Source organism: Streptomyces nanshensis, assembly GCF_001751255.1.
In the GTDB taxonomy this organism is placed as follows: Bacteria; Actinomycetota; Actinomycetes; order Streptomycetales; family Streptomycetaceae; genus Streptomyces; species Streptomyces nanshensis_A.
Genome location: NZ_LJGW01000462.1, coordinates 1 through 21,977, shown reverse-complemented (window position 1 = coordinate 21,977; position 21,977 = coordinate 1). Strand labels below are relative to the sequence as shown.

Genomic DNA, 21,977 nt, shown 5'->3' with positions numbered 1-21,977 from the left:
CAGGACGGCGCGTACGACACCGGCCCGCAGCCGGCCGTCCCATATGTGGAGAGCGATCCGTACGGGACGGGCACGGGCGCCGGCACGGGTACGGGCGCGAACCCCGGAACCGCGAACCCCGCAACCGCCAACCCCGGAGCCGCCAACTCCGGCGCCCCGGACGCCGGAACGCAGGACACGGGCAGCCACCCCGTCGCCTCCCCGTACGACACCGGCGGCCATCCCGTCGCCTCGCCCTACGACACCGGCGCCCACGCCGCCGTCGCACCGCCGCCCGCCGCGGCGGCCCCCGCACCGCCCCAGGACCAGGTGACCGCCGCCTTCGGCATGCTCGGCGAGGGCGTCGACTGCACCGGAGTGCGCAGCGTCCCGCTCGAAGGCCCGCATGTGCTCTGGCTGGTGACGGCCGGCGCGATGGACCTCTTCGCGGTCGACGCCGTCCAGCAGGGCCACTGGCACTTCCTCGGCAGGCTGGAGCCCGGCACCCTCCTCCTCGGCCCGATCGAGGGCACCCAGCACACCCTGGTCGGCCGGCCGCTGCGCGAGTGCGCGCTGCGCCGCATCGAGCTGCGCGAGCTGGCCCGGCCCGAATACAGCGACGTCTCCGCCCACTTCCAGGGCCACGGAGCCGTTCCCATGGCCCAGCCCCACGCCCACCCCCAGGCCCAGCCGGGCGCCGCCGCCCTCCCCCACAGCCCGCTCGACACCGCCTTCGCCCTCGGCATCGGACGCAGCCTGCGCGTGCTCTTCGAGGCCCCGCTCGACGGCCAGGTCTCCCCCGACGCCGTACACCCCGGCACCGGCGGCGGCGCGGAGGACGACGAGATCCTCTGGATGCACGTGGAGCCGCGCAGCGTCCAGTACGGCGCCGAGTTCAGCCCGAAGGCCGCCGCGCAGCTCCTCGTCGACGGGGCGATGTGGCAGCGCATGGTCGACCAGCAGTTCCGGCTGCTCTCCGCGCTGGACCGCTGGATCGAACTCCTGGAGCGCGCCCACGAGGACCGTACGGCCGCGGGCATCGAGGCCGGCGAGGCCGTGCGTGCACAGGCCGACCAGGCGCTGTTGGCCTCCATCAACACCACCGGCAAGGACGCCTCCGTCCCCACCGCCGCGACCGACGACGCGACCCTGGCCGTGGCCCGTCTCGCGGCCCGCGCCGCCGGGATCGAGCTGTCGGCGCCCGCGCAGGGCCGCGGCGAGGGCGACCGTACGTCCCCCGTGGAGCGCATCGCGCTCAGCTCCCGCGTCCGTACCCGCGTGGTGAAGCTGCGTCAGGGCTGGTGGCGGGAGAACACCGGCCCGCTCGTGGGCCACCGTGCCGGATCCGGGGAGCCGGTCGCGCTGCTGTGGCGGCGCGGACGGTACGAGGCGGTGGACGCGGACGGCGCCCGCACGCGGATCCGCGGGTCCCGCGCGGCCGAATTCGAGCCGCGCGCCGTGATGTTCTACCGTCCGCTGCCCGAACAGCCCCTGAGCGCCTGGGGGTTGATGCGCTTCTGCCTGGGCGGCACGCGCATGGATCTGCGCAACCTCGCCCTCGGCGGGCTCGTCGCCGTGGGTCTGGGCGCCCTGGTGCCGATCGCGACCGGTCAGGTGCTCGGCGTGTACGTGCCGAACGCGGAGACCAGCCTCATCACCCAGGTGTCGCTGGCGATCGTGCTCAGCAGCATCGTCTCGGCGGCGTTCATGCTGTTGCAGAACACCTCCATCCTGCGCATGGAGGGACGCGTCGAGGCCGCTCTCCAACCGGCCGTCTGGGACCGGCTGTTGCGGCTGCCGACGAAGTTCTTCGCGGAGCGCTCCACGGGTGAACTGGCCAGCGCCGCCATGGGGATCAGCACCATGCGGCGGGTGCTGTCCGGGGTGGGACCGGTGGCGGTGCAGGCGTGCACGGTCGGCGCGATGAACCTCGTGCTGCTGCTCTTCTTCAGCGTGCCGCTCGCGCTGATGGCGCTCGGGCTGCTCGTCGTCATCGCCGGCGCGTTCATCGCCATGGGCGTGTGGCAACTGCGCTGGCAGAGCAAGCTGGTGGACCTCAACAACAAGCTCAACAACATGTCCTTCCAGACCCTGCGCGGGCTGCCGAAGCTGCGGGTCGCCGCCGCCGAGTCCTTCGCGTACGCGGCGTGGGCACGGGAGTTCGCCCGCAGCCGGGAGCTCCAGCAGCGCGTGGGGCGGATCAAGAACCTCACCACCGTGCTCAACTCGGTCTATCTGCCGTTCACTTCGCTCGTGATGTTCATGCTGCTGGCCGGTCCCGCCCGCGGCACCCTCTCCTCCAGCGGCTTCCTCACCTTCAACACCGCGGTGACGATGATGCTGACGTCCGTCACACAGCTCACCAACTCACTGATCTCGGCCGCCGCCGCGCTGCCGATGTTCGAGAAGGTCAAGCCGGTGCTGCACGAGCCCACGGAGGTGCGCGGCGGCAGCACCCAGCCCGGCGAGCTGACCGGCCGGATCGAGGCCCGGGGCCTCTCCTTCCGCTACAGCGACGACGGACCGCTCACGCTCGACGAGGTCTCACTGCGCGTGGAGCCGGGCGAGTTCGTGGCCGTCGTCGGCCCCAGCGGCTGCGGCAAGTCGACGCTGCTGCGGCTGCTCATCGGCTTCGAGAAGCCGCTCTCGGGCAGCGTGCTCTACGACGGGCAGGACCTGGCGGCCCTGGACCAGGCGGCGGTGCGGCGGCAGTGCGGCGTCGTCCTGCAGAACGCACAGCCGTTCGTCGGCTCGATCCTCGACTCGATCTGCGGCGCGGAGATCTACTCGCACGAAGAGGCGTGGGAGGCCGCCGAGATGGCCGGTCTCGCCGAGGACATCAAGCGGATGCCCATGGGGATGCACACGATCCTCTCGGACGGCGGCGCCGCCGTCTCCGGCGGTCAGCGGCAGCGTCTGATGATCGCCCAGGCCCTCATCCGCCGCCCCCGCATCCTCTACTTCGACGAGGCGACCAGCGCCCTGGACAACGAGACGCAGCGCACCGTCATCGAGAGCACCCGCAAGCTCCAGGCCACCCGTATCGTCATCGCCCACCGGCTGTCGACCGTCATGGACGCCGACCGGGTGCTGGTGATGTCGCAGGGGCGGGTCGTCCAGCAGGGGACGCCGGCGCAACTGCTCGCGGACACCTCCGGGCAGTTCCACGAACTGGTACGCCGCCAGATCCGCTGACGTACGGTACGGGGCTCCGCGCACGGCGGTACCGGGCACGGACCGAATCGAACACCGCCCTCGCGGCGGACCGCACCGCGGCAGGCGCCGTGCACGGCCGTACGGCGCCAACTCCCCGCTCCCACAGGGCAGTTCACCTGCGAGGCAGAGGCCGCCCGCCGGGAGGCCCGGCCCACGCACCCGTACCGCGGCGGACATTGACGCCGCTTCTTGACGTTCCGTGACCAACGCGTGATCGAACGAGGGCTCTCGTGGCAGTGACATGACCGCGCGAGGAGTGTCCCCGTACGGGCGCCGGGTGTTGCGCCGTGCATGGGACACACGTCTTTCATCGTTCAGACCGGCGCGGACGACGACGTACTCACCGCGCCCCGCACACAGTTCGCCGAACTGACCGGCGCCTACTGGCTGGAGCCGATCTACGCCGGGCTCGCCCACGAATGGAACCGGCAGGGCCGGACCGTGCCCGGCACCTCACGGGAGCGCCGTCGCGTCCTGCCCGACGGCTCGCTGGAGCCGGAGCCCCCGGACGGTACGGGCCCGGCCGACGTCGCGGAGGCAGCGGACTCGGCGGACGCGACGGCCGGGAGCGGCGCCTCCGAGGAGCAGGCCGAGAGGGCCGCAAGAGCCGAGCGGGCCGAGAGGAGCGGACGAGGGAGCGGGGCGGCACTCCGCGCGCTCCCCGCCGCCACCGACGTCCCCGGGTGAGACGGACGAACGGACGGGACACGGCCGCCCGTACGCATGCGCTCGCCGTACCTCGTTCGGGTCGTCATCCGGGATCGGAGGCGACGGACGCCGCCTCGGGACGGCACGGCGGGCCAAGGTACTGCCCCACGGCGGCGGTTCGCCGCCCGCCGTCCGGGGCCGGGGCCGGGGCGGCGCCCCTTCGCGTACGGCGTCCCGTACGGCGCGCACGTCCCGTACACCGCCGTCCGCCGCACTTCCCGCCGGCCCCGGCCGCCAACACCGTCCGTATCTGCCCTTCAGGAGTCCACGATGCTCAACCGCCGCCTCGCCGTCGCCGCGACGGCGCTCGCCTCCGCCCTGACCGTCGCCGTCACCGGCACGCCGGACGCGTTCGCCGAGGCGCGCCACGCGCCGGGCGACCATCTCACCGTCACGATCGCCGAGTCCGGCAGCGCCGCCACCGAGGGCACCTACGACCTCTACTGCCACCCCTCGGCGGGCGACCACCCCCGCACCGAGGAGGCCTGCGCCGCGCTGGACAAGGGGACCACCTGGGGCAAGGACCCCTTCGCACCGGTCCGTCCGGGCACGCACTGCACGATGCAGTACGGCGGCCCGGCCAGCGCCCATGTCCGGGGCGTCTGGGCCGGGAAGCGCGTCGACGCCCACTTCAACCGCGAGAACGGCTGCGAGATGCGCCGCTGGGACGCCCTCGTCCCGCTGCTGCCCCGCACCAGCGGCCGCTCCCCGTACTGACGACTGCGGACGGCGCCCGCCCCGCCCCGTCCCGACGCGTCCGCCCTAGGACCAGCGGACGAGGGACCAAGGGACGAGGCGCATCCCGAAATCCCCCGCGCCGGGCGTTCGTTGACACGAGCGCCCGGCGTTCGCGTGCCGCGGTACGGCGCCGCGGTGGCGCCGCCCGGGAAGCGACGGGGACCCGGCAGAGACAGTGCAAGGACAGCGCAAGACAGCGCAAGAACAGCGACGGAACCAGCCGCCGCGGCGCGGCAGCCGCGGGAGACCGAGGGCAGGAGAAGAGATGACCGTCCAGCTCAACCACACGATCGTGCAATCCACCGACAAGAAGGTGTCCGCGGAGTTTCTCGCCGGGCTGCTGGGGCTCGAAGTGCAGCCGCAGTTCGGGCCGTTCCTGCCGGTGGTCGTCGGCAACGACGTGACGCTCGACTTCGCGGACGCCGGAGACCGGACGATCACGCCGCAGCACTACGCCTTCCTCGTCTCCGAGGACGAGTTCGACGCGATCTTCGGCCGCATCCAGGAGGCGGGGCTGACGTACTGGGCCGACCCCTACCGGCACCGTCCGGGCGAGATCAACCACAACGACGGCGGCCGGGGCGTCTACTGGGCCGACCCGGACGACCACGCCCTGGAGATCATCACCCGCCCCTACGGCAGCGGCAGTTGAGACACGGCGTGACGGAGGCACCGGCGGGGACGGGGGACTTCGGTCAGCGGGCCGTGCCCGTCCCGTCCGGGCAGGTCGTGCCGCGGGGCAGCTTGTAGGGCGCGGCCAGCCGGTACGTGCCGGGGCGGGGCGCCTCCAGCAACGTCCAGGTGTCCAGCACCGGTTCGTCCCGGCCGGGCGGCGGCGGCCCGCCCACCTGCGGCCTGGCCTGCCGCACACACCCCTGGAGGTTCGGCCGGCCGGGCGCGGGCGCCTCGATGCGCCTGCCCCGCGCGTCGACGAGGCCCAGCCACGGCGACCACGGAATCCGTACGAGCACCGCGCCGGGCTTGCGCACCCGTACCTTCACCTGGCCCGCGCCCGCGTGCTCGACGCTCGCGGGCGGATCGGCCATCGGGAGCGGATCGTCGACGCGGAAGAGCCGCCAGTGCACGCCGCTCCAGATCTCCTTGAGATACGGCTGCCCCGCGCGGACGATCTCGGCCTCCTCGACGCCCGCGCCGTCCGGCGGCGAGGACGGCAGCACCACGAACCGCACCGCCCAGCGGCGCAGCCACTCGTGGTAACGCTTCGGCGTCAGGCCGCCGTTCTCGTAGAAGACGGGATTGCGGTCGGTGTCGGCCTGCCGGTTCCAGCCGCGGGCGAGATTGACGTACGGAGCGAGCGCCGACGCCTCGCGGTGACTGCGTACGGGCACCACCTCGACCCGTCCGCGCGAGGCGTCCACATGCTTCAACTGCTGGACGAGGGGACGCAGTTCACCGGTCCAGGCGTCGTCGGGCGTCGTGGCGAAGACGTCGTAGGCCGGCTTGCCGAGCTGCCAGCCGGCCGCGACGACGAGCGCGACGATCATCGCCACGCCCCGCCGCGACCGCCAGTCCCGCACGACGAGCGGAGCCGCCGCGAGCAGGATCACCACCCCGAAGAGCAGGCTGAGCCGCTCCACGTTGGAGCCGACCTGCGACGGGATGAACCAGGTGAGCACCGTGCCGGCCGAGTACACCAGCGCACCGAGCCGTACCGTGCGCCAGGTGCGCGGAACGAGCAGGAACGCCGAGACCGCACCGGCGAGCGGGAAGAGCACCGACCACCACGGGATCGGCTGGAGGCCCTGGAAGGGGAAGAAGACCGCCGAGAGCACGACGACCACGGGCGGCGCGACCGCCAGGGAGTACGCGGCCTGGCGGCGCCGGTCCAGGAAGAGGGCGGCGGCGACGACTTCGAGGAACAGCCCGGCCACGGGGCTGCCCGTCGTCGCCAGGGCGGCCAGCACCGCGGCGGCGGCCCCCCGCGCGTACCGGAGCTTGCCCGAACCGCGCCACCAGCGGCGCGGCCAGGCCCACACCATCGCGACGGCGCCGAGCGCGAAGAGCACGCCGAGCGCGAAGGTCACCCGCCCCGAGGCGGCGTTGCACGTGAAGGAGAACGCGCCCCACAGCGCCGGCGCGAGCGGCCTGTTCAGCACCCGGCGCAGAATCAGCGCCAGCAGACCGGCCGAGAGGATCCCGGCCAGGATCAGCGTGGTGCGCACCCCCAGCCACGCCATGAGATAGGGCGAGAGCACGCTGTAGGAGATGGGGTGGAGCCCGCCGTACCAGGCCAGGTTGTACGCCGAGTCCGGGTGCTCCCCCACGAACTCCGCCCAGGCGTCCTGCGCCGCGAGGTCACCGCCGCCGCTGGCGAGCAGCCAGAGCCACAGCAGATGCAGAACGGTCGCGAGCAGTACGGGCGCGGCCACGGGGTGGCGCACCAGCCCGGACGCGAGACGGCGCACGCGGGAGCCGGCGGGAGCGCCGGAACGGGCGTCGGCGGCGGTGTCCGAGTCGCTGTCGGTGTCCGAATCGGTGCCGGTACGCGGAGCCGGGCGGGCGGCGGTATCGGCAGTGGTGTCAAGGGAGTCGGGGCCGTCAGGGGCCTCGGCGTCGTCGGAGGCGCCGGTGTCGTCGGGAGCGTCGGGGCCGGGTGCCTCGGTGACGGCGAGGCCGTCGGGGTGCGGGGCCTCGCGCTCGCGCGAAGGTGAGAGCCCGTCCGCGGACACCGGCGGCCTCTGCGAACCCGCTCCGGGCGGATCCGCTCCCGGCACATCCGTGACGGGAGGGCCCGTACCGGTCGCCGTGGCGTCCGCCCGTGCGTGCTGCTCCTCGGCGGCCGGACGATGCCGGGGGCGCGACGGAGTACGTCCGCGCGTACGGCCGCGAGTTCGCGCATCCGTGCCGCCGTGAGCGACCCCGTCCGTGCCACGCCGCGGCCCGGGAACGGTCCCGGTCTCCGTGCCCGTCTCCGTACCCGTCTCGGTGGCGGTCTCCGTCCCCGCGGCGGCGCGCGAGGACGCACCGGAGGTGCCCGGCCTCCCCGGAGGGCCGGACGCGCCCGTCCCGGGGACGGCGTCGTCCCCGGGACCTATACCGGCGTCACCGGCGTCGTCACCCTCCGGTGTCTGCGGCTCCTGCACAGGCGGCACTGCGCTCTCTCCCCCGTACGGCTCGGCCCGCCTCACTCGCCGTGAGCCGGACCCTCTCACCGGGCCATGCCACCCGGATCACAGGATTCTGGTCAACTTCGCCCCGAATCCCGGCTCGCTCATGTCGTCCTTGAGCTTCACCGGCACCCGTACCTGGCCCGGCCCGTCGCCCACGGTGAGCGTGCCGGCCCGGTCGCCGGCCTTGCCCGTGTGCGGCAGCGCCTTGCCCCCGTCGGTCAGTCCGAGCTTCACCTTCAGCCCGGACCAGCCCACCGCCGAGACGTCGCGGGAGGCCACGACCGGTGTCCGGCCGCCGAGTTGGTCGTCCACATACCCGACGACCTCGCCCTTCTCCACGACCTTCTGCGCACGCAGCGAGTCCTGCGCGGTGTCGATGAGCTTCTTGCTCTTCGCCAGCACCGTGTCGAGTATCGACGGCTGGTACTGGCCGAGTACGGCACCCACGACCAACTGCTCGGTCCCGCCGACCCGTTGCTCGGCGGCGAAGAGCAGATTGCCGCCCGCCTTCGTCGTCGTACCGGTCTTGATGCCGACGACGCCGTCGACCGGGACGAGCTTGTTCCAGTTGCCGTGCTCCTCGCCCTCGGCGTCCTTGTAGCTGGGCAGCCGCACGGTGTCGCGGAACAGGTCGATGTTCATCGCCTTCTTCGCGAGCCGCACCTGGTCGGTGGCGGTGCTCACGGTGGAGGCCGTCAGACCGCTGGGGTCGGTGTACTTGGTGTTCTTCATCCCCAGGTCCTTGGCGGCCGCGTTCATCTTCTTCGCGAACGCCTTCTCCGAACCCGCGTCCCAACGGGCGAGCAACCGGGCCACGTTGTTCGCAGACGCGATCATCACGGCCTCGACGGCTTCCTTCTCGGTGAGGGTGTCGCCCTTCTTCACCTCGACCGTCGACTCGTTCTGCGCGCTCAGCCCGGCCTCGTCCTCCGCCTTCTTGTCGACGGGGATCTTCGCCCCCTGCGACCCCTTCTTGACGGGGTGGTCGCGCAGGATGACGTACGCGGTCATCACCTTCGCCACGCTCGCGATCGGCACCGGCTTCTGCTTGCCGTACGAGCCGAGGGAGCCCAGACCCTGCACGTCGACCGCGGCCTGCCCCTCGGAGGGCCACGGCATGGACGGCTTGGCGCCCTGGAAGGTGTAGGTCGGCGCGGCCGACAGCGACAACTCCGGGTCGGGAAGCGGCCGTACGGCCTGTGCGATGACGAACAGGATCGCCAGCACGACCACCAGCGGCGTCCAGATCTTCACGCGGCGCACGGCGTTGCGCAGCGGAGTCTCGGGCGGCGGCGGGGTGTTGGTGAGTTGGGCGAGCAGATCCAGCGGCGCCTGGTCGGGGCGCGCCTGCTGCCGCGTCAGCTCGGCCTCGGAGAGCTGACGCTCAGGGGCGGCCTCCGGGGGCAGCTCGCCGGCCGTGGGCGGGCCCTCGGGCTTCGGCGGTACGACGGGGGCCGGGTCGTGCTTCGGACGCGGGGGCGCGTCGGCGGAACGCAGGGGCACGAACTGGCTCGTACGCTCCGACTCCGACTCCGGAGGCTCGGCCCCGGCGTCGGGCTCGGCTTCCGGCTCGGCGTCGGGCTTGGCGTCCGGCTTCCCGTCCGGCTTGGCCGGGGCCTCCGACTCGGCGGCGGGCGCGGTCTGTTCGGCCTTCGGCTTCCCGGACGCGGACGCACCGGAGTCGGCGGACTTGGCCGCCGCGGCGGACTTGGCGGACTCGGCCGGAAGCCTCGGGTCGACGGGCTTTGCGGGCTTCGCATCCGCATCCGTGTCCGCGTCCCCGTCCGGCTTCTCGCCGGCCTTCGGGTCGGCCTTGTCGTCCCCGGCGTCGCGGGTCGGAGGATCGACGGTACGGAAGACGGCCGTCGGCTGGTCCACGCGGTCCGTTCCGCGCTTCTTCGCGGAGCCCTTGGCGGGCGCGTCGGGGCCGAAGGCGCGGATGGCCGTCGTGGGCTCGTCCACACGCTCGCCGGCCGGTTCGCCCTCGTCCTCGTCCTCGGAAGTTTCCGCGGAACTCTCCGCACCCTTCGCGGCTGCTCCGTCGACTCCGTCGACGGACTTCTCCGCCTCGGGCTCCGGCTCGGACTTCGGCTCGGACGCGGACTTCGACTCGGACTTCGGGGTCTCCCGCGCCGCCGGCACCGCAGGCTCGTCGGGCGCGTTCGATGCGTCGGGCGCCGCGGGCATGGGCTCGTCCGTGGCGGCGGCCGGAACGGCACCCTCCGTCCCGCTCGGCTCCTCGCCCTCGCCCTCGCCCGCGCTGCTCGCCGTGTCCGCGTCCTCCTCTTCGCCGCCCTCGCCGTCGCTCTTCTTGCTCGCGCCGAAGAAGGCCGCCGTCATGCGCTCGGCACGCCGGGCCGCCTCCTCGCTGTCGGTCGCCGCGGTGTCGTCGGCGTCCACGCGTACGGTCCGGAACATCGCCGTGGGGTTGTCCACCTCGCCCGCGCCCCGTACGGCGCTCTCGGCGCCCTCCGTGGCCCGTGAGGCTCCCGTGTCCGCTGTGACACCGGAGGCCCGCTGAGGTTCCGCTTCCGCGTCCTCCGTGCCCTCGCCGGCGCTCTCGCCCCCGGCGTCGGCAGCGGCCTCGCCGCCGTCGCCGTCCGCGTCGCTCTCGTCCCCGCCCTCCGGCTTCGGCCGCACGGGCAGGTCGCTGGCCGGGATTTGGCTTGAATTCTTCTCCCTGGCGGCCGAGTTGGCGGTTCCGTCCTTGACGGCCTCGCCGTTTCCGGTGTCCGCGGTCTCCGCGTCGGCCTGCCGCGGCTCGTCCCGTTCGTCGTCGGATCCGGCGACCCACGCCGCCACGGCGGCCTTCAGCCGGGCGTCGTTGGGCCCGCCGCCCTCGGTGCTCTCCGCGCCTTCCGTGGCCGTCCCGGCGTCGGATTCCTCGGTGCCTCCGGGGGTGTCCACAGCGGCTTCCGCATCTTCCGCTTCGGAGCCTCGCCGGTTGCCGACGGGCTTCTTGGCGGCACTCTTCGAAGCGCCGCCTCCGGCTTCATCGCGGGCCTCACCCGAGGTCTTCGCGGTGCGCTCAGCAGCGGCCGAAGAGCCGCCCTTCCGCTTCCGCTCACGCTTCTGCCCGGACTTCTTCGCGGAAGGCTTCCCGGCCGGGGACGCAACCGTCCCGCCGTCATCCGTCGTCTCCCCCGACGACTGCCTGCGCTCCACCTTGTCGGGGGACTCGCCCGCCACCGATGCCTCCTGCTGCTGAATGCTCGCCGCTCGCCGTACCAGTTAACAGTGTCCTGCGCGCCGCGCCTCCCATATCGCGCGGGGGCTCCGACAAGGTCACGGACAGGTCTCTCCGCACCCGGAGACGAGAACGACATACCTACTGGTTCCCGTCCATAACACCCAGGCACTCTCGACAGACCATTGTGAGAGGGGTCACCCTGTCAGACATCCACGCGGGGAGGCATGGATGGGCAGGAGCCGCAGAACTATTCCGGAGGAGCTTCTGCTGCTGGCCTTGGACCCGGCCACGGGCACCACGGCACAGCCGCAGTCGCTTGACCTCGGCCTGGCCGGGGCCCAGCTCGTCGAGCTGGCTCTCGCAGGACGTATAGCCCCTGACGGGGACCGTATCGCCGTGGTGCTCCCACGGCCGACCGGAGATCCAACTCTGGACTCCGCACTGGAGTTGCTGCGCAGGCGTGGCAGCCCTGTGCGCGCTGTCCACTGGATCGGCGGGCCCCGATTGGGGCTTCGCCAAACCTATCTCACACACCTGGAGCGGTGCGGCATGGTGCATGCCGTATCAAGCCAGATGTGCGGGGTGTTGCCGACGACGCGCTACCAGGCGACGGAGACGGCCATCAGCCGGGAGATCCGAACCCGGCTCGATGCCGCGATCCGTACGGGCGTGCCGCCGGACCCGCGGACGGCGGCGCTCGCGGCGCTCGCCCACGCGGTCGGTCTCGGCAAGCACCTCTATCCCGGCAACGAGGGGCGCTCGTGCCGCTCCCGGCTCCGGGATCTGATCCGGCACGACCCGATGGGCGGTCTCGTCGCGCACGCCGTGATGGACGTGCAGAACGGCGCGGGCGCGCAGCAGCCCCGGCGTTCGGCGGGAAGCGGTGCGGCCGGTGCTCCGGCGCCCCCGCCTGCTCAGAGCCCTCGTCCGGCGCCCGCGCACGCGGGCGTACCTACCGGGCACGTCCAGTCCCGGCAGGTTCCGGAGAAGGCACGGCCGAGCGTGGGCGGAATGGTCCGCGCCGGCGCACGCTGAGCAACGGGCGCAAGGAGAACAACGNTGGTGGTCCGGCTGTCGAAGGGGACGGCCGGGCCACCACCCCGCGCGCACGCATGTGTGCCGGAGCCCGAACTCCCGGAGAGAGCACCCGAGCTCCCCGGCGAGCGCCCGAACTCCCCGCAGAGCAGGGGCAGTCGGCGGGTACGTCCGCGTACGCCCCCGCCTGCCCGTCGTTCCCGCCGGCCCCCGCCGCCGCAGCGGCGCCGTCGCCATGGCCGTGACCCGACCGGGACCCCAGCCGTGACCCGGCCGTTCCCCGGGCCGTGACCGTGGCCGTAAGCCGACCCCTTCCGGTGCCCGGACATGCACCCTCTGTTGCCATTCGCCAGCGCGATCGCTCACCGTGGTGGCAATCTGCTGGAAAGTAGTCGTACTTACACGGAGGTGCACTCCCAGTGGCGTCCAACGTCAACCCCACCGTCCGACGCCGCCGTCTGGGCCAGGAGCTGCGTCGCCTCCGTGAGTTGAAGAACATGACGGCCGAAGAAGTCGCCGACCGCCTGCTGGTCTCCCAGTCCAAGATCAGCCGTCTGGAGAACGGCCGGCGCAGCATCAGCCAGCGCGACGTGCGCGATCTGTGCGGCGTCTACGAGGTCGCCGACCACCGCGTCGTCGAGTCGCTGATGCAGATGGCCAAGGAGTCGCGCCAGCAGGGCTGGTGGCACGCCTTCGGCGACATCCCCTACAGCGTCTACATCGGTCTGGAGACCGACGCCGCCTCGCTTCGCGTCTACGAACCGCAGGTCGTACCGGGCCTGTTGCAGACGAAGGAGTACGCGGAGGCCGTCTGCGAGGGCGCACAGCCCGAGGCGTCGGCGGCGGACATCGAGAAGCGCGTCCAGGTGCGGATGCGCCGCCAGGAGCGGATAAAGGACCAGCGTCATCCGCTGCGGCTGTGGGCCGTGCTGGACGAGTCGGCGCTGCGCCGCGAGGTCGGCGGGCGGCAGACCATGGTGAGCCAGCTCGAACGCCTCAACGAGGTCTCCCAACTGCCGCATGTGACCGTGCAGGTGATGCCGTTCTCGATGGGCGCGCACCCGGGCGTCAACGGGCAGTACGCGATTCTGGAGTTCCCGGAGGCCTCCGACTCGTCCGTGGTCTATCTGGAGGGCGTCACGAGCGACCTTTATCTGGAGAAGGCGCAGGATGTGCAGAGTTACAGCGTGATGTACGAGCATTTGCGCGCCGAAGCCCTGAATCCGGACCAGACACGCGAGTTCATCGAGAACGTGGCAAAGGACTATGCCCGCGCTTGAAAGCGGGGAGCGTACACCTGGGCCAAGAGCGGAGAGAAGAGTCCTGCGGAATATGCCATCCGGTCGAGTGAACGGCCGCTTCGCGCCGGGAAAACCGGGCGTACGGTCGCTCACTGGAGTCGAACAACCGGAGCAGCTATGGCAATTCAGCAAGGAAACACGCCCGATTGGATCAAGTCGAGCTACTCGGCGAACGGTGCGTGCGTGGAGGTGAAGTCACCGACGCCGGGCGCGGTCGCGGTGCGTGACTCGAAGGCGCCGGGCGGTCCGTCGCTCAGCTTCACGCCGAGAATCTGGAACGGCTTCGTGAGCGACGTACGCGGCGGTGAAGAACTCCGTACGGACTGAACTCGCCGTATCCACCTTGGAGCTGAGCCCTCTCGACCGGTCCGCCGTCCCTGCCGAGGGGGCTCTTCCACGCCCGGGGCCAGGGTGGAACGCGGGCCCCGCGCGGGCCCCGCGCGGGGTCTGCGGTACCCGCGGTGCCTCCCCTCCGCGGGTGCGTCCCTCCCCGACTGCCGTACGGCGGCGGCACATCGGCGGTCCGGTGAAGTGCAGTGCGGTGAAGTGCCGTGCCGTGCCGCTCAGGCCCGTGGATAGCGCGCGAGCCACGCGGGCGACGCGGCCCCCGGAGCGTGCAGCGCGGGCCCCTGCGTCATCTCCATGGAGAAGTCGTCGGCCAGCTCCAGAATGGTCGCGCGCCCCTCCAACTCCGCGACCCACGCGGGCGGAAGAGCCGTCTCCCCGTGGATGGTGCCGAGCAGATTGCCGCAGACGGAGCCCGTCGAGTCGCTGTCGCCGCCGTGGTTGACGGCGAGCAGCAGCCCGTGCCGTACGTCCTCGGCGACCAGGGCGCAGTAGACACCGATGGACAGCGCCTCCTCAGCCGTCCACCCCTCCCCCAGCGACTCCACGCGTTCCGCGGACGGCATGCCCTGGCGCATCGCACCGAGGGCGCGCTTGAGTGCGTCGCTGGTCTCCTCGTGTCCCGGCCGGGTGGAGAGCTGGACGAGCGCCTTCTGCACGGCGTTGTCGAGGGAGTCCTTGCGCGCCAGCGAGTGGATGATCGCGGAGAAGGCGCCGGCCGCCAGATAGCCCGTCGGATGGCCGTGGGTCTGCGCGGCGCACTCGACGGAGAGCTGGAAGACCAACTGCGGCTCCCAGCCGACCAGAAGGCCGAACGGCGCCGAGCGCATCACGGTGCCGCATCCCTTGGAGTCCGGGTTCTTCGGGTTCTCCAGGGTGCCCATGCGCTCGTCCGCGAGACCGCCCAGACAGGCGTTGCCGGGGGCTCGCCGCGCGTAGAGCCACTCCTCGCGCGCGAGCCAGCCGTCCTCCTCCTTGCGCTCGTCCGGGCCCCAGTCGCGTTGGGTGGCGGCCCATCTCAGATACGCGGCGTGCACGTCGGTGGGCGGATGCCAGGCCCCGGTGTCACGGCGTACATGGGCGCGGATCAGTCCGTCCGCGCTGAAGAGCGTCATCTGCGTGTCGTCGGTGATCGCGCCGCGCCGCCCGTACGCCGGTACGTAGTCCGTCACCCCGGCCGCGCCGTGCGTCTGCCGGATCGCGCTCAGCGAGTCGAACTCGACGCCCGCGCCGAGCGCGTCGCCGATCGCACCGCCCAGCAGACACCCACGCACCCTGCTGCGGAAATCCTGCTGCTCGGTGCGGCCCCACATGGCATCACCGCCGGAAGCGGCCACGTCTCTCTCCCACTGCTAGGAAACCGGTAGACCGGTACGGACTCACATGGCGGCAAGGGGAGGTCGGGCCCCTCGGCAGGGCAGCACTCTAGAACGACGGTTCAGCTTTCCGACACCGGAAGGAGCCGGGGAAGGTGCCCGTCGGAACGGTGTGCCCTCTCGAGGCGCTCCGCCGGCACCTCTCCGTACAGCGTCGTACGGGCACGGGCCGGACGTCCCGCGGCTTCTGCGATCTCGACAAGATCCTGGATCGAGCGGTACGAGCCGTAGGAGGAGCCCGCCATCCGGGAGATGGTCTCCTCCATGAGCGTCCCGCCCAGGTCGTTGGCCCCGGAGCGCAGCATCTCCGCCGCCCCCTCGGTGCCCAGCTTGACCCAGCTCGTCTGGATGTTGGTGATGTACGGGTGCAGCAGCAGCCGCGCCATGGCCGTCACGGCGCGGTTGTCGCGGGCCGTGGGGCCCGGCCGTGCGATGCCCGCCAGATAGACGGGCGCGTTGGTGTGGATGAAGGGCAGCGTCACGAACTCGGTGAAGCCCTCGACTCCCTTGTCCAGGGCGATGCGCTGGATCCCGGCGAGGGTGCGCAGATGCCCGAGCCAGTGCCGGGGCTGGTCCACGTGTCCGTACATCATCGTCGAGGACGAGCGGATGCCCGCCTCGTGCGCCGTCTCGATCACCTCGGCCCAGGTGGCGGCCGGGAGTTTGCCCTTGGTGAGGATCCAGCGGACCTCGTCGTCGAGGATCTCGGCGGCGGTGCCGGGGATCGAGCCGAGGCCCGCCTCGCGCGCCGCCAGCAGCCAGTCCCGTATCGAGAGTCCGGTGCGGCTCGCGCCGTTGACGACCTCCATCGGCGAGAAGGCGTGGACGTGCATGCCCGGCACGCGCTCCTTCACCGCGCGGGCGATGTCGAAGTACGCGCTGCCCGGCAGGTCCGGGTGGATGCCGCCCTGCATGCACACCTCGACGGCGCCCACCTCCCACGCCTGCTGGGCGCGGTCGGCGACCTGGTCGAGGGAGAGGGTGTAGGCGTCGGCGTCGGTACGGCGCTGGGCGAAGGCGCAGAAACGGCAGCCCGTATAGCAGACGTTGGTGAAGTTGATGTTGCGCGTGACGATGTACGTCACGTCGTCGCCGACGACGTCGCGGCGCAGTTCGTCGGCGATCCGGCACAGGGCGTCCAGGGCCGGGCCGTCGGCGTGCAGCAGCGCGAGGGCCTCGTCGTCGGTGAGGCGCGTGGGGTCGTCGGCGGCGGTGGCGAGCGCGGCCCGTACGTCGGTGTCGATGCGTTCGGGCGCCATGCCGGGGGCCGCCGCCTCGCGCAGGGCGCCCCAGTCCCCGTAGACCTCGTCGAAGTCGTCGCGCCGGTCGGCGGTGCGGCCCTCGGTGTCGATGGTGCGGTGCAGATCCGTACGTCCCCAGGAGGCGAGCTGTCCCTCGTCGGGCTCCTGCCAGGGGCGGCCCTCGACGGGGGCGTCCTCGCGGGCGAGACCGGTGTCCGGCTCGGCGAGCGCGTCGACGTGGGGCATCAGCCGCGGGTCGAGCCAGGGTTCGCCGCGCCGGACGAACTCCGGGTAGACCGGGAGCCGTTCGCGGAGCCGGAAGCCGGAGGCGGCGGTGCGCTCGGCCAGGTCGTCGATCTGCGGCCAGGGGCGCTCGGGGTTGACATGGTCCTTGGTCAGCGGTGAGACGCCGCCCCAGTCGTCGATGCCCGCCTCGATGAGCTTGGCGAACTCACCGGCACGCCCGTCCACGAGGTTGGGCGGTGCCTGGATCCGCATGGAGGGGCCCATGACGAGGCGGGCGACGGCGATCGTCGCGGCCAGGTCGTCCAGTTCGGCGTCGGGTGTGCCGCGCATCGCCGTGTCGGGCTTGGCGCGGAAGTTCTGCATGATCAGTTCCTGGACGCCGTGGTAGGCGCGTTGCACACGGCGCAGCGCGAAGAGCGACTCGGCACGCTCCTCGTACGTCTCGCCGATGCCGATCAACAGCCCCGTGGTGAAGGGGACGTTGGAGCGCCCCGCGTCCTCCAGCACCCGCAGCCGCACCGCCGGCTCCTTGTCCGGGGAGCCGTAGTGGGGGCCGCCGGGCTCGCTCCACAGGCGTTCGGCGGTGGTCTCCAGCATCATGCCCATGGACGGGGCGACGGGCTTGAGCCGCTGGAAGTCGGCCCAGGACAGGACGCCCGGGTTGAGGTGCGGGAGCAGGCCCGTCTCCTCCAGAACGCGGATCGCCATGGCCCGCACATAGGAGAGCGTGTCGTCGTAGCCGTGCGACTCCAGCCACTCGCGGGCCTCGGGCCAGCGGTCCTCCGGCTTGTCGCCGAGCGTGAACAGGGCCTCCTTGCAGCCGGATTCGGCGCCGCGGCGGGCGATGTCGAGGACCTCGTCCGGCGAGAGGAACATCCCGTGGCCCTCGCGGCGCAGCTTGCCGGGGACGGTGACGAACGTGCAGTAGTGGCACTTGTCCCGGCACAGCCGCGTGAGCGGGATGAAGACGCCGCGCGAGTACGTGATCACTCCGGGGCGGCCCGCCGCCTCCAGCCCGGCGTCGCGGACGCGGGCCGCGGAACGGGCCAGGTCGGCGAGGTCCTCGCCCCGGGCCTGGAGGAGCACGGCGGCTTCGGCGGCGTCGAGCGTCACCCCGTCCCGGGCCCGCTTCAGGGCACGGCGCATTGCGTTGGCGGTGGGGGCTGCCTGCGCGTTCGAAGTCATGGATCGAGCATACGAGCGTGACCGACGGCTCTCCGGAACGGCCGCTGCGGGCAATGTCACATCGTCTACGGTGCTGCGTGACACCCGCCGGATGCCAAGTACACGACAACACACGGCAGTTCGGCGGACGGCCGAGACCGACGACCGACGACCGAGACGACAACGGAAGAATCACGGGGGAGCACATGCGCATACGCCTACTCACCACCGGTGCCCTGCTGACCTGCGCCCTGCTGGGCGGGGGCGCGGCCACGGCGCACGCGGACGGGACCGCGCGGGGCGGGGCGCCGGGCGCTGTCGGCGCCTCCGGGGCTGCGAGCGCCGAGGGCGCCGAGGGCGCGTCCGGCGGGACGTCCGCCGGAGCGGCGGACGGCGACGAGGTCCGTACGCAGGCGGCGCCCGGACGGATCTCGGGCGGGAGCAGCAGGGGCGGTACGACGAGCGGCAGTTCGTCGAGTTCGAGCACGAGCAGCAGCTCCAGCTCCAGCTCCAGTTCCAGTTCGACGTCGAGCTCCGGTTTCACCACCGGCTCCGGCAGCAGTTCCGGCAGTACGACGAGCACGGGGACGAGCAGCGGCACGACGAGCGCCGGGACGACCGGCACCGGGAGCAGCGGCGGGGGCAGCGTCAGCACCAGCGGCGGGATCAGCAAGACCAGTTCGGGCGGCACCTCCCGGTACCACTCGTCCACCACCACGACGTCCAGCGGCGGTTACGGCAACAACTCGGTCGGTACGGGCAAGAGCAAGAGCCGGTGGTGGCTGTGGCTGCTGATCCCGTTCCTCGTCATCGTGCTGGCGGTGGCGGGGCTGGCGATCTTCCTGGCCTCGCGGCGCCGCTCCTGACGCCCGGCCGTTCCCCCCTGTCCCCTTGTCCCGTTGTCCCGCCGTCCCGGACCGTCGCCGTTCGCCGGCTCGTTCCGGAGTTATCCACAGGGGTTCCGGGGCCTGTCGCGTGGGCGTACAAAAGTGACCTGTGGCGCCTGGACGGGCGGCGCGGAAGGACGGGGCCGCCGAGGGGCGCCGCGTGACGACAGGGACGGGGCGGCCGCGGGGCCGCGCGCGAGGGGGAGGCGCACATGCCGGGCGTGGAGAGGCGAGACGTGCTGAGGATGTCGGCGGTCGCGGGGGCCACGGGGGCGCTGACGCTCTCGGGTGTGAGCTTCGCGCGGGCCGCCGACGGCTCGGAGAAGTCGCGCACGGTGAAGGGCCATCTGCCCACCGGCGCCCCGGACTTCGTGTATCTGCCGGTCGACGTCCCCTCCGGCGTCCGCGAGATCGAGGTGGCGTACACCTACGACAAGCCGTCCGTGCCCGAGGGCACGAAGGAGAACGCCCTGGACATCGGCGTCTTCGACGAGCGGGGCACGGCGCTCGGCGGCCGGGGCTTCCGCGGCTGGTCGGGCGGCGCACGGGACCGGTTCACGATCAGCGCCGAGAAGGCGACGCCCGGGTATCTCGCCGGGCCGGTGCGCGCGGGCACCTGGCACATCGCCCTCGGCCCGTACACGGTGGCGCCGCAGGGGATGGACTACGAGGTCACCGTCACCCTGCGGTACGGCCCTCCGGGGACGACGCCGCGTCCCGTCCACCCGCCGGAGCGGGCCCGCGGCCGGGGCCGCGCCTGGTACAGGGGCGACTGCCACCTCCACACGGTGTACTCGGACGGCAAGCGCACCCCGGCAGAGGCCGCAGCCGCCGCCCGCGAAGCGGGGCTGGACTTCATCGCGACCACCGAGCACAACACCACGTCGGGGCACGGCGCTTGGGAAGGACTCTGGGACGAGGAGTTCCTGATCCTCTGCGGCGAGGAGATCACCACACGCAACGGCCATGTCGTGGCCCTCGGCACGGATCCGGGCAGATTCTTCGACTGGCGCTACCGGGCGGGAGAGGACCGCTTCCCCCGCTTCGCGCGCCAAGTGCGCCGCGCGGGCGGGCTCGTGGTCCCGGCCCACCCCAACTGCCCGTTCGTGGGCTGCCAGTGGAAGTTCGGCTATGCGGAGGCCGACGCGATCGAGGTGTGGAACGGCCCGTGGACGGCCGACGACGAACTCGCCGTCGCCGCCTGGGACAACATGCTCACGGCGCCCCCGCCGGGCCGCGGCCCCGTGCCCGCCATGGGCAACAGCGACGCGCACGCCGAGCCGCAGAAGGTCGGGCTGCCGCAGACGGTCGTCCTCGCGGAGGATCTCTCGCGACAGGCCCTGCTGGAGGGCATCCGCGCGGGCCGCAGCTATATCGCGGAGTCCTCGGAGATCTCGCTGAGCCTCACGGCGCACGGCGGACACGGTGAACACGCGGGCATCGGCGAGCGGTTGGCCGTGCGCCCGGAGGCGGAGGTCACCGTGCGGCTGAAGGTCTCCGGCGCCCCGGCCGGCGCCACGGCACGGCTGCTGACCGACGAGGGGGAGATGTTCGCGGCGGCGGTCTCCGACAAGCCCCTGGAGTGGCGTACGACGGCGTCACTGGCCCCGTATGTACGGGCGGAGATACGCCACCGGCCGCCCGTCGGGTCGCCGCCCGATCTGCCGGGAGCCATGGCCGCGATGACCAACCCGGTCTGGCTGGGCCACCGGGGAGGCTGACGCGGCGGCCCGCGGGCGGACAGCGGCGCGGGCGAGCGGACCGGGGGCGGTCCGGAGGGGCCGAGCTCCGAGGTGACTCTGCCCCCGTCCGGGACGCGGGCTGCCCGCCCGCACATGACCGAACTCTTCGCGTTTGACCGCGCTATGGATCTGTCGATGTGTACGGATGTTCCCGTTACGGGTGTGCACTCCACGGGTCTGCGGCAGCATGTGGGGATCCCCGGCGAGGAGTTCCGGAAGGCGGCGGTGCCCGCCGGGCGCGCCCGCTCGTCCCCGGGCTCGTCCGCCTCTCGTCAACCACCGATAAACAGCAACCCAGTTGACCAAGGACGCCGATGACCGACACACCGGTGGCGCTGATCGTATTCCTCGCCTTGGGTACAGTCGCCGTCGTTCTGGCCCTGCTCCTCGTCCGTTCCCGTCAGGAACTCGGCAGGTCGCAACTGCACACCGAGGCGACCGAGACCGAACTGGAGAGCGCCGGCCGGTACGCCGCCGACCTCTCGGCCAGACTCCAGGCCGTCGAGGGCGAGTTGCGCCACCTCGTCGACACCCGTATCCCCGAACTGACGGCCTCGCTGGCCCACTCCCATGTACCGGTGCCCGGCCCGCTCGGGACGGCGACGCTCAGTCCCGAACTCGACCGCTGCATCGACGCGGTGCTCGCCCAGGTCCGTGAGGAGGTCGTCAAGGAACGGCACCGGGTCGACACCGCCGCGCAGGCGGCGATGCGCGGCGCGACCACGACGATCCAGGCGCTGCTGTACCAGTTGCAGACCCTGCTGCAACGGATGCAGGAGAAGTACGAGGACCCGCTCGTCGCCGAGGATCTGCTCGCGGCCGACTTCCTCAACGAACAGGCCCTGCGCCGCATCCAGTCGACGGCCGTGGTCTGCGGGGCCTGGCCGGGGCTGACGCGGGAGAACTCGCACCTCGCGGACGTCGTCGTCGGCGCCTCGTCGCGGCTCAGCGGCTACGAGCGCGTCCAGGTCACCAATCTGCTGCGGGATCCGGTGGGCGTGGTGGCCCGCGCCGTCGAGCCGGTCGCCGTGACGCTGACGGAGCTGATGGCGAACGCCCTGCACTACTCCCACCCCGAACTGCCCGTCACCGTCACCCTCCAGCAGGGCAACCGCGGCGCCTCGGTGATCATCGACGACGCGGGCGTCGGCATGACCGCCGAGGAACTGGCCCGCGCCAAGCGGCTGATGTCCGGCGGCGAGGCGGTCCTGATCACGGAGCTGGGCGATCCGCCGCGGACCGGATTCGCGACCGTCGGACAGCTCGTGCGGCAGTACGGCTTCAGCACACACGCGGAGATCTCGCCGTACGGGGGCGTACGCACGGTCCTGCACATACCGGGCGAGCCCCTGCTCACACTGCTCGACGAAGCGGAACATCCGATGTCGGCGATGTCTCCGACACCGCCGTACGGCACGCCCGTCCCAATGGCGCATGTGGACGCGGCCGTTGAGACCGAGGACGCCGCCCGCGAACCGTCCCCGTCCGCCGCCGTGAGCCCGGCGGGCGCGAACGAGCTGCCGAGGCGACGGAGACGACGTCCGGCGGCCCCGGAGGAGAAGGCGAAGGCCACGGCGGACGCGGAGACGGACGGCACGGGCGGCGGCCCCGGCGCTGGCGGCCCCAGTGCTGGCGGCCCGGGCGCGGACGTGCCCGGCGGTGAAGTGGCCGGTGTGAG

14 protein-coding genes are annotated in these 21,977 nt (G+C 72.3%); 10 read left to right on the top strand and 4 right to left on the bottom strand.

Translation table 11 applies throughout. The features are described from left to right. Nucleotides 1–327: 327 nt before the first annotated feature. From AN218_RS28510 to AN218_RS28495, 4 genes are all read left to right on the top strand, one after another. A complete protein-coding gene (locus AN218_RS28510; RefSeq protein WP_079132691.1) occupies nt 328–3,174 on the top strand; it encodes an NHLP bacteriocin export ABC transporter permease/ATPase subunit in 2,847 nt (948 codons plus the stop codon). Between the two features lie 312 nt (nt 3,175–3,486). After that, nucleotides 3,487–3,882 (top strand): hypothetical protein, encoded by a 396-nt coding sequence (locus AN218_RS28505; protein WP_070019993.1) that lies wholly within the window; start codon nt 3,487–3,489, stop codon nt 3,880–3,882. Nucleotides 3,883–4,173: 291 nt separating this feature from the next. Then, nucleotides 4,174–4,620 carry an SSI family serine proteinase inhibitor gene (locus AN218_RS35715; protein WP_070019992.1) on the top strand — a complete coding sequence of 149 codons (447 nt, stop codon included), beginning with the start codon at nt 4,174–4,176 and terminating at the stop codon, nt 4,618–4,620. Nucleotides 4,621–4,906: 286 nt separating this feature from the next. Further along, entirely contained in the window at nt 4,907–5,293 is a 387-nt protein-coding gene (locus tag AN218_RS28495; RefSeq protein ID WP_070019991.1) for a VOC family protein, read from the top strand. Nucleotides 5,294–5,336: 43 nt separating this feature from the next. On the opposite strand, the gene AN218_RS28490 is transcribed toward AN218_RS28495, so the two are convergent. Beyond that, entirely contained in the window at nt 5,337–7,331 is a 1,995-nt protein-coding gene (locus AN218_RS28490) for an MFS transporter (RefSeq protein ID WP_244900785.1), read from the bottom strand. A gap of 501 nt (nt 7,332–7,832) precedes the next feature. Next, nucleotides 7,833–10,679, bottom strand: a complete 2,847-nt coding sequence (locus tag AN218_RS28485; RefSeq protein ID WP_244900783.1) for a D-alanyl-D-alanine carboxypeptidase — start codon at nt 10,677–10,679, stop codon at nt 7,833–7,835. Nucleotides 10,680–11,190: 511 nt separating this feature from the next. Between AN218_RS28485 and AN218_RS28480 the strand changes: the two genes are divergently transcribed. The 3 genes from AN218_RS28480 to AN218_RS34875 all read left to right on the top strand — a co-directional run bounded on the left by AN218_RS28480 (nt 11,191) and on the right by AN218_RS34875 (nt 13,625). Then, nucleotides 11,191–11,997: a GOLPH3/VPS74 family protein gene (locus AN218_RS28480; RefSeq protein WP_070019988.1), complete on the top strand. Its 807-nt coding sequence runs from the start codon at nt 11,191–11,193 to the stop codon at nt 11,995–11,997. A gap of 419 nt (nt 11,998–12,416) precedes the next feature. Further along, on the top strand, nt 12,417–13,277 hold the full coding sequence (locus tag AN218_RS28475; protein ID WP_070019986.1) for a helix-turn-helix domain-containing protein: 861 nt from the start codon (nt 12,417–12,419) through the stop codon (nt 13,275–13,277). A gap of 138 nt (nt 13,278–13,415) precedes the next feature. Then, nucleotides 13,416–13,625, top strand: coding sequence for a DUF397 domain-containing protein (locus tag AN218_RS34875; protein WP_079132688.1), 210 nt, complete (start codon nt 13,416–13,418; stop codon nt 13,623–13,625). A 236-nt stretch (nt 13,626–13,861) separates the two neighbouring features. Here AN218_RS34875 and AN218_RS28470 read toward each other — a convergent pair whose 3' ends face one another. Both AN218_RS28470 and AN218_RS28465 read right to left on the bottom strand, forming a co-directional pair. After that, nucleotides 13,862–14,956 carry an ADP-ribosylglycohydrolase family protein gene (locus AN218_RS28470; protein WP_070019983.1) on the bottom strand — a complete coding sequence of 365 codons (1,095 nt, stop codon included), beginning with the start codon at nt 14,954–14,956 and terminating at the stop codon, nt 13,862–13,864. A 125-nt stretch (nt 14,957–15,081) separates the two neighbouring features. Continuing rightward, complete coding sequence (locus AN218_RS28465; protein WP_070019982.1) at nt 15,082–17,691, bottom strand: bifunctional FO biosynthesis protein CofGH; 2,610 nt, start codon at nt 17,689–17,691, stop codon at nt 15,082–15,084. A gap of 185 nt (nt 17,692–17,876) precedes the next feature. Here AN218_RS28465 and AN218_RS28460 point away from each other — a divergent pair, with 185 nt between their 5' ends. The 3 genes from AN218_RS28460 to AN218_RS28450 form a co-directional block, all read left to right on the top strand. Continuing rightward, the gene (locus AN218_RS28460) at nt 17,877–18,536 is read left to right on the top strand and encodes a hypothetical protein (RefSeq protein ID WP_070019980.1); all 660 of its coding nucleotides are present in this window, start codon (nt 17,877–17,879) and stop codon (nt 18,534–18,536) included. Nucleotides 18,537–18,769: 233 nt separating this feature from the next. Further along, complete coding sequence (locus AN218_RS28455) at nt 18,770–20,278, top strand: CehA/McbA family metallohydrolase (protein WP_107421597.1); 1,509 nt, start codon at nt 18,770–18,772, stop codon at nt 20,276–20,278. Nucleotides 20,279–20,613: 335 nt separating this feature from the next. Then, nucleotides 20,614–21,977: ATP-binding protein (locus AN218_RS28450; RefSeq protein WP_070019979.1), on the top strand; the 1,364-nt coding region annotated here is incomplete at its 3' end.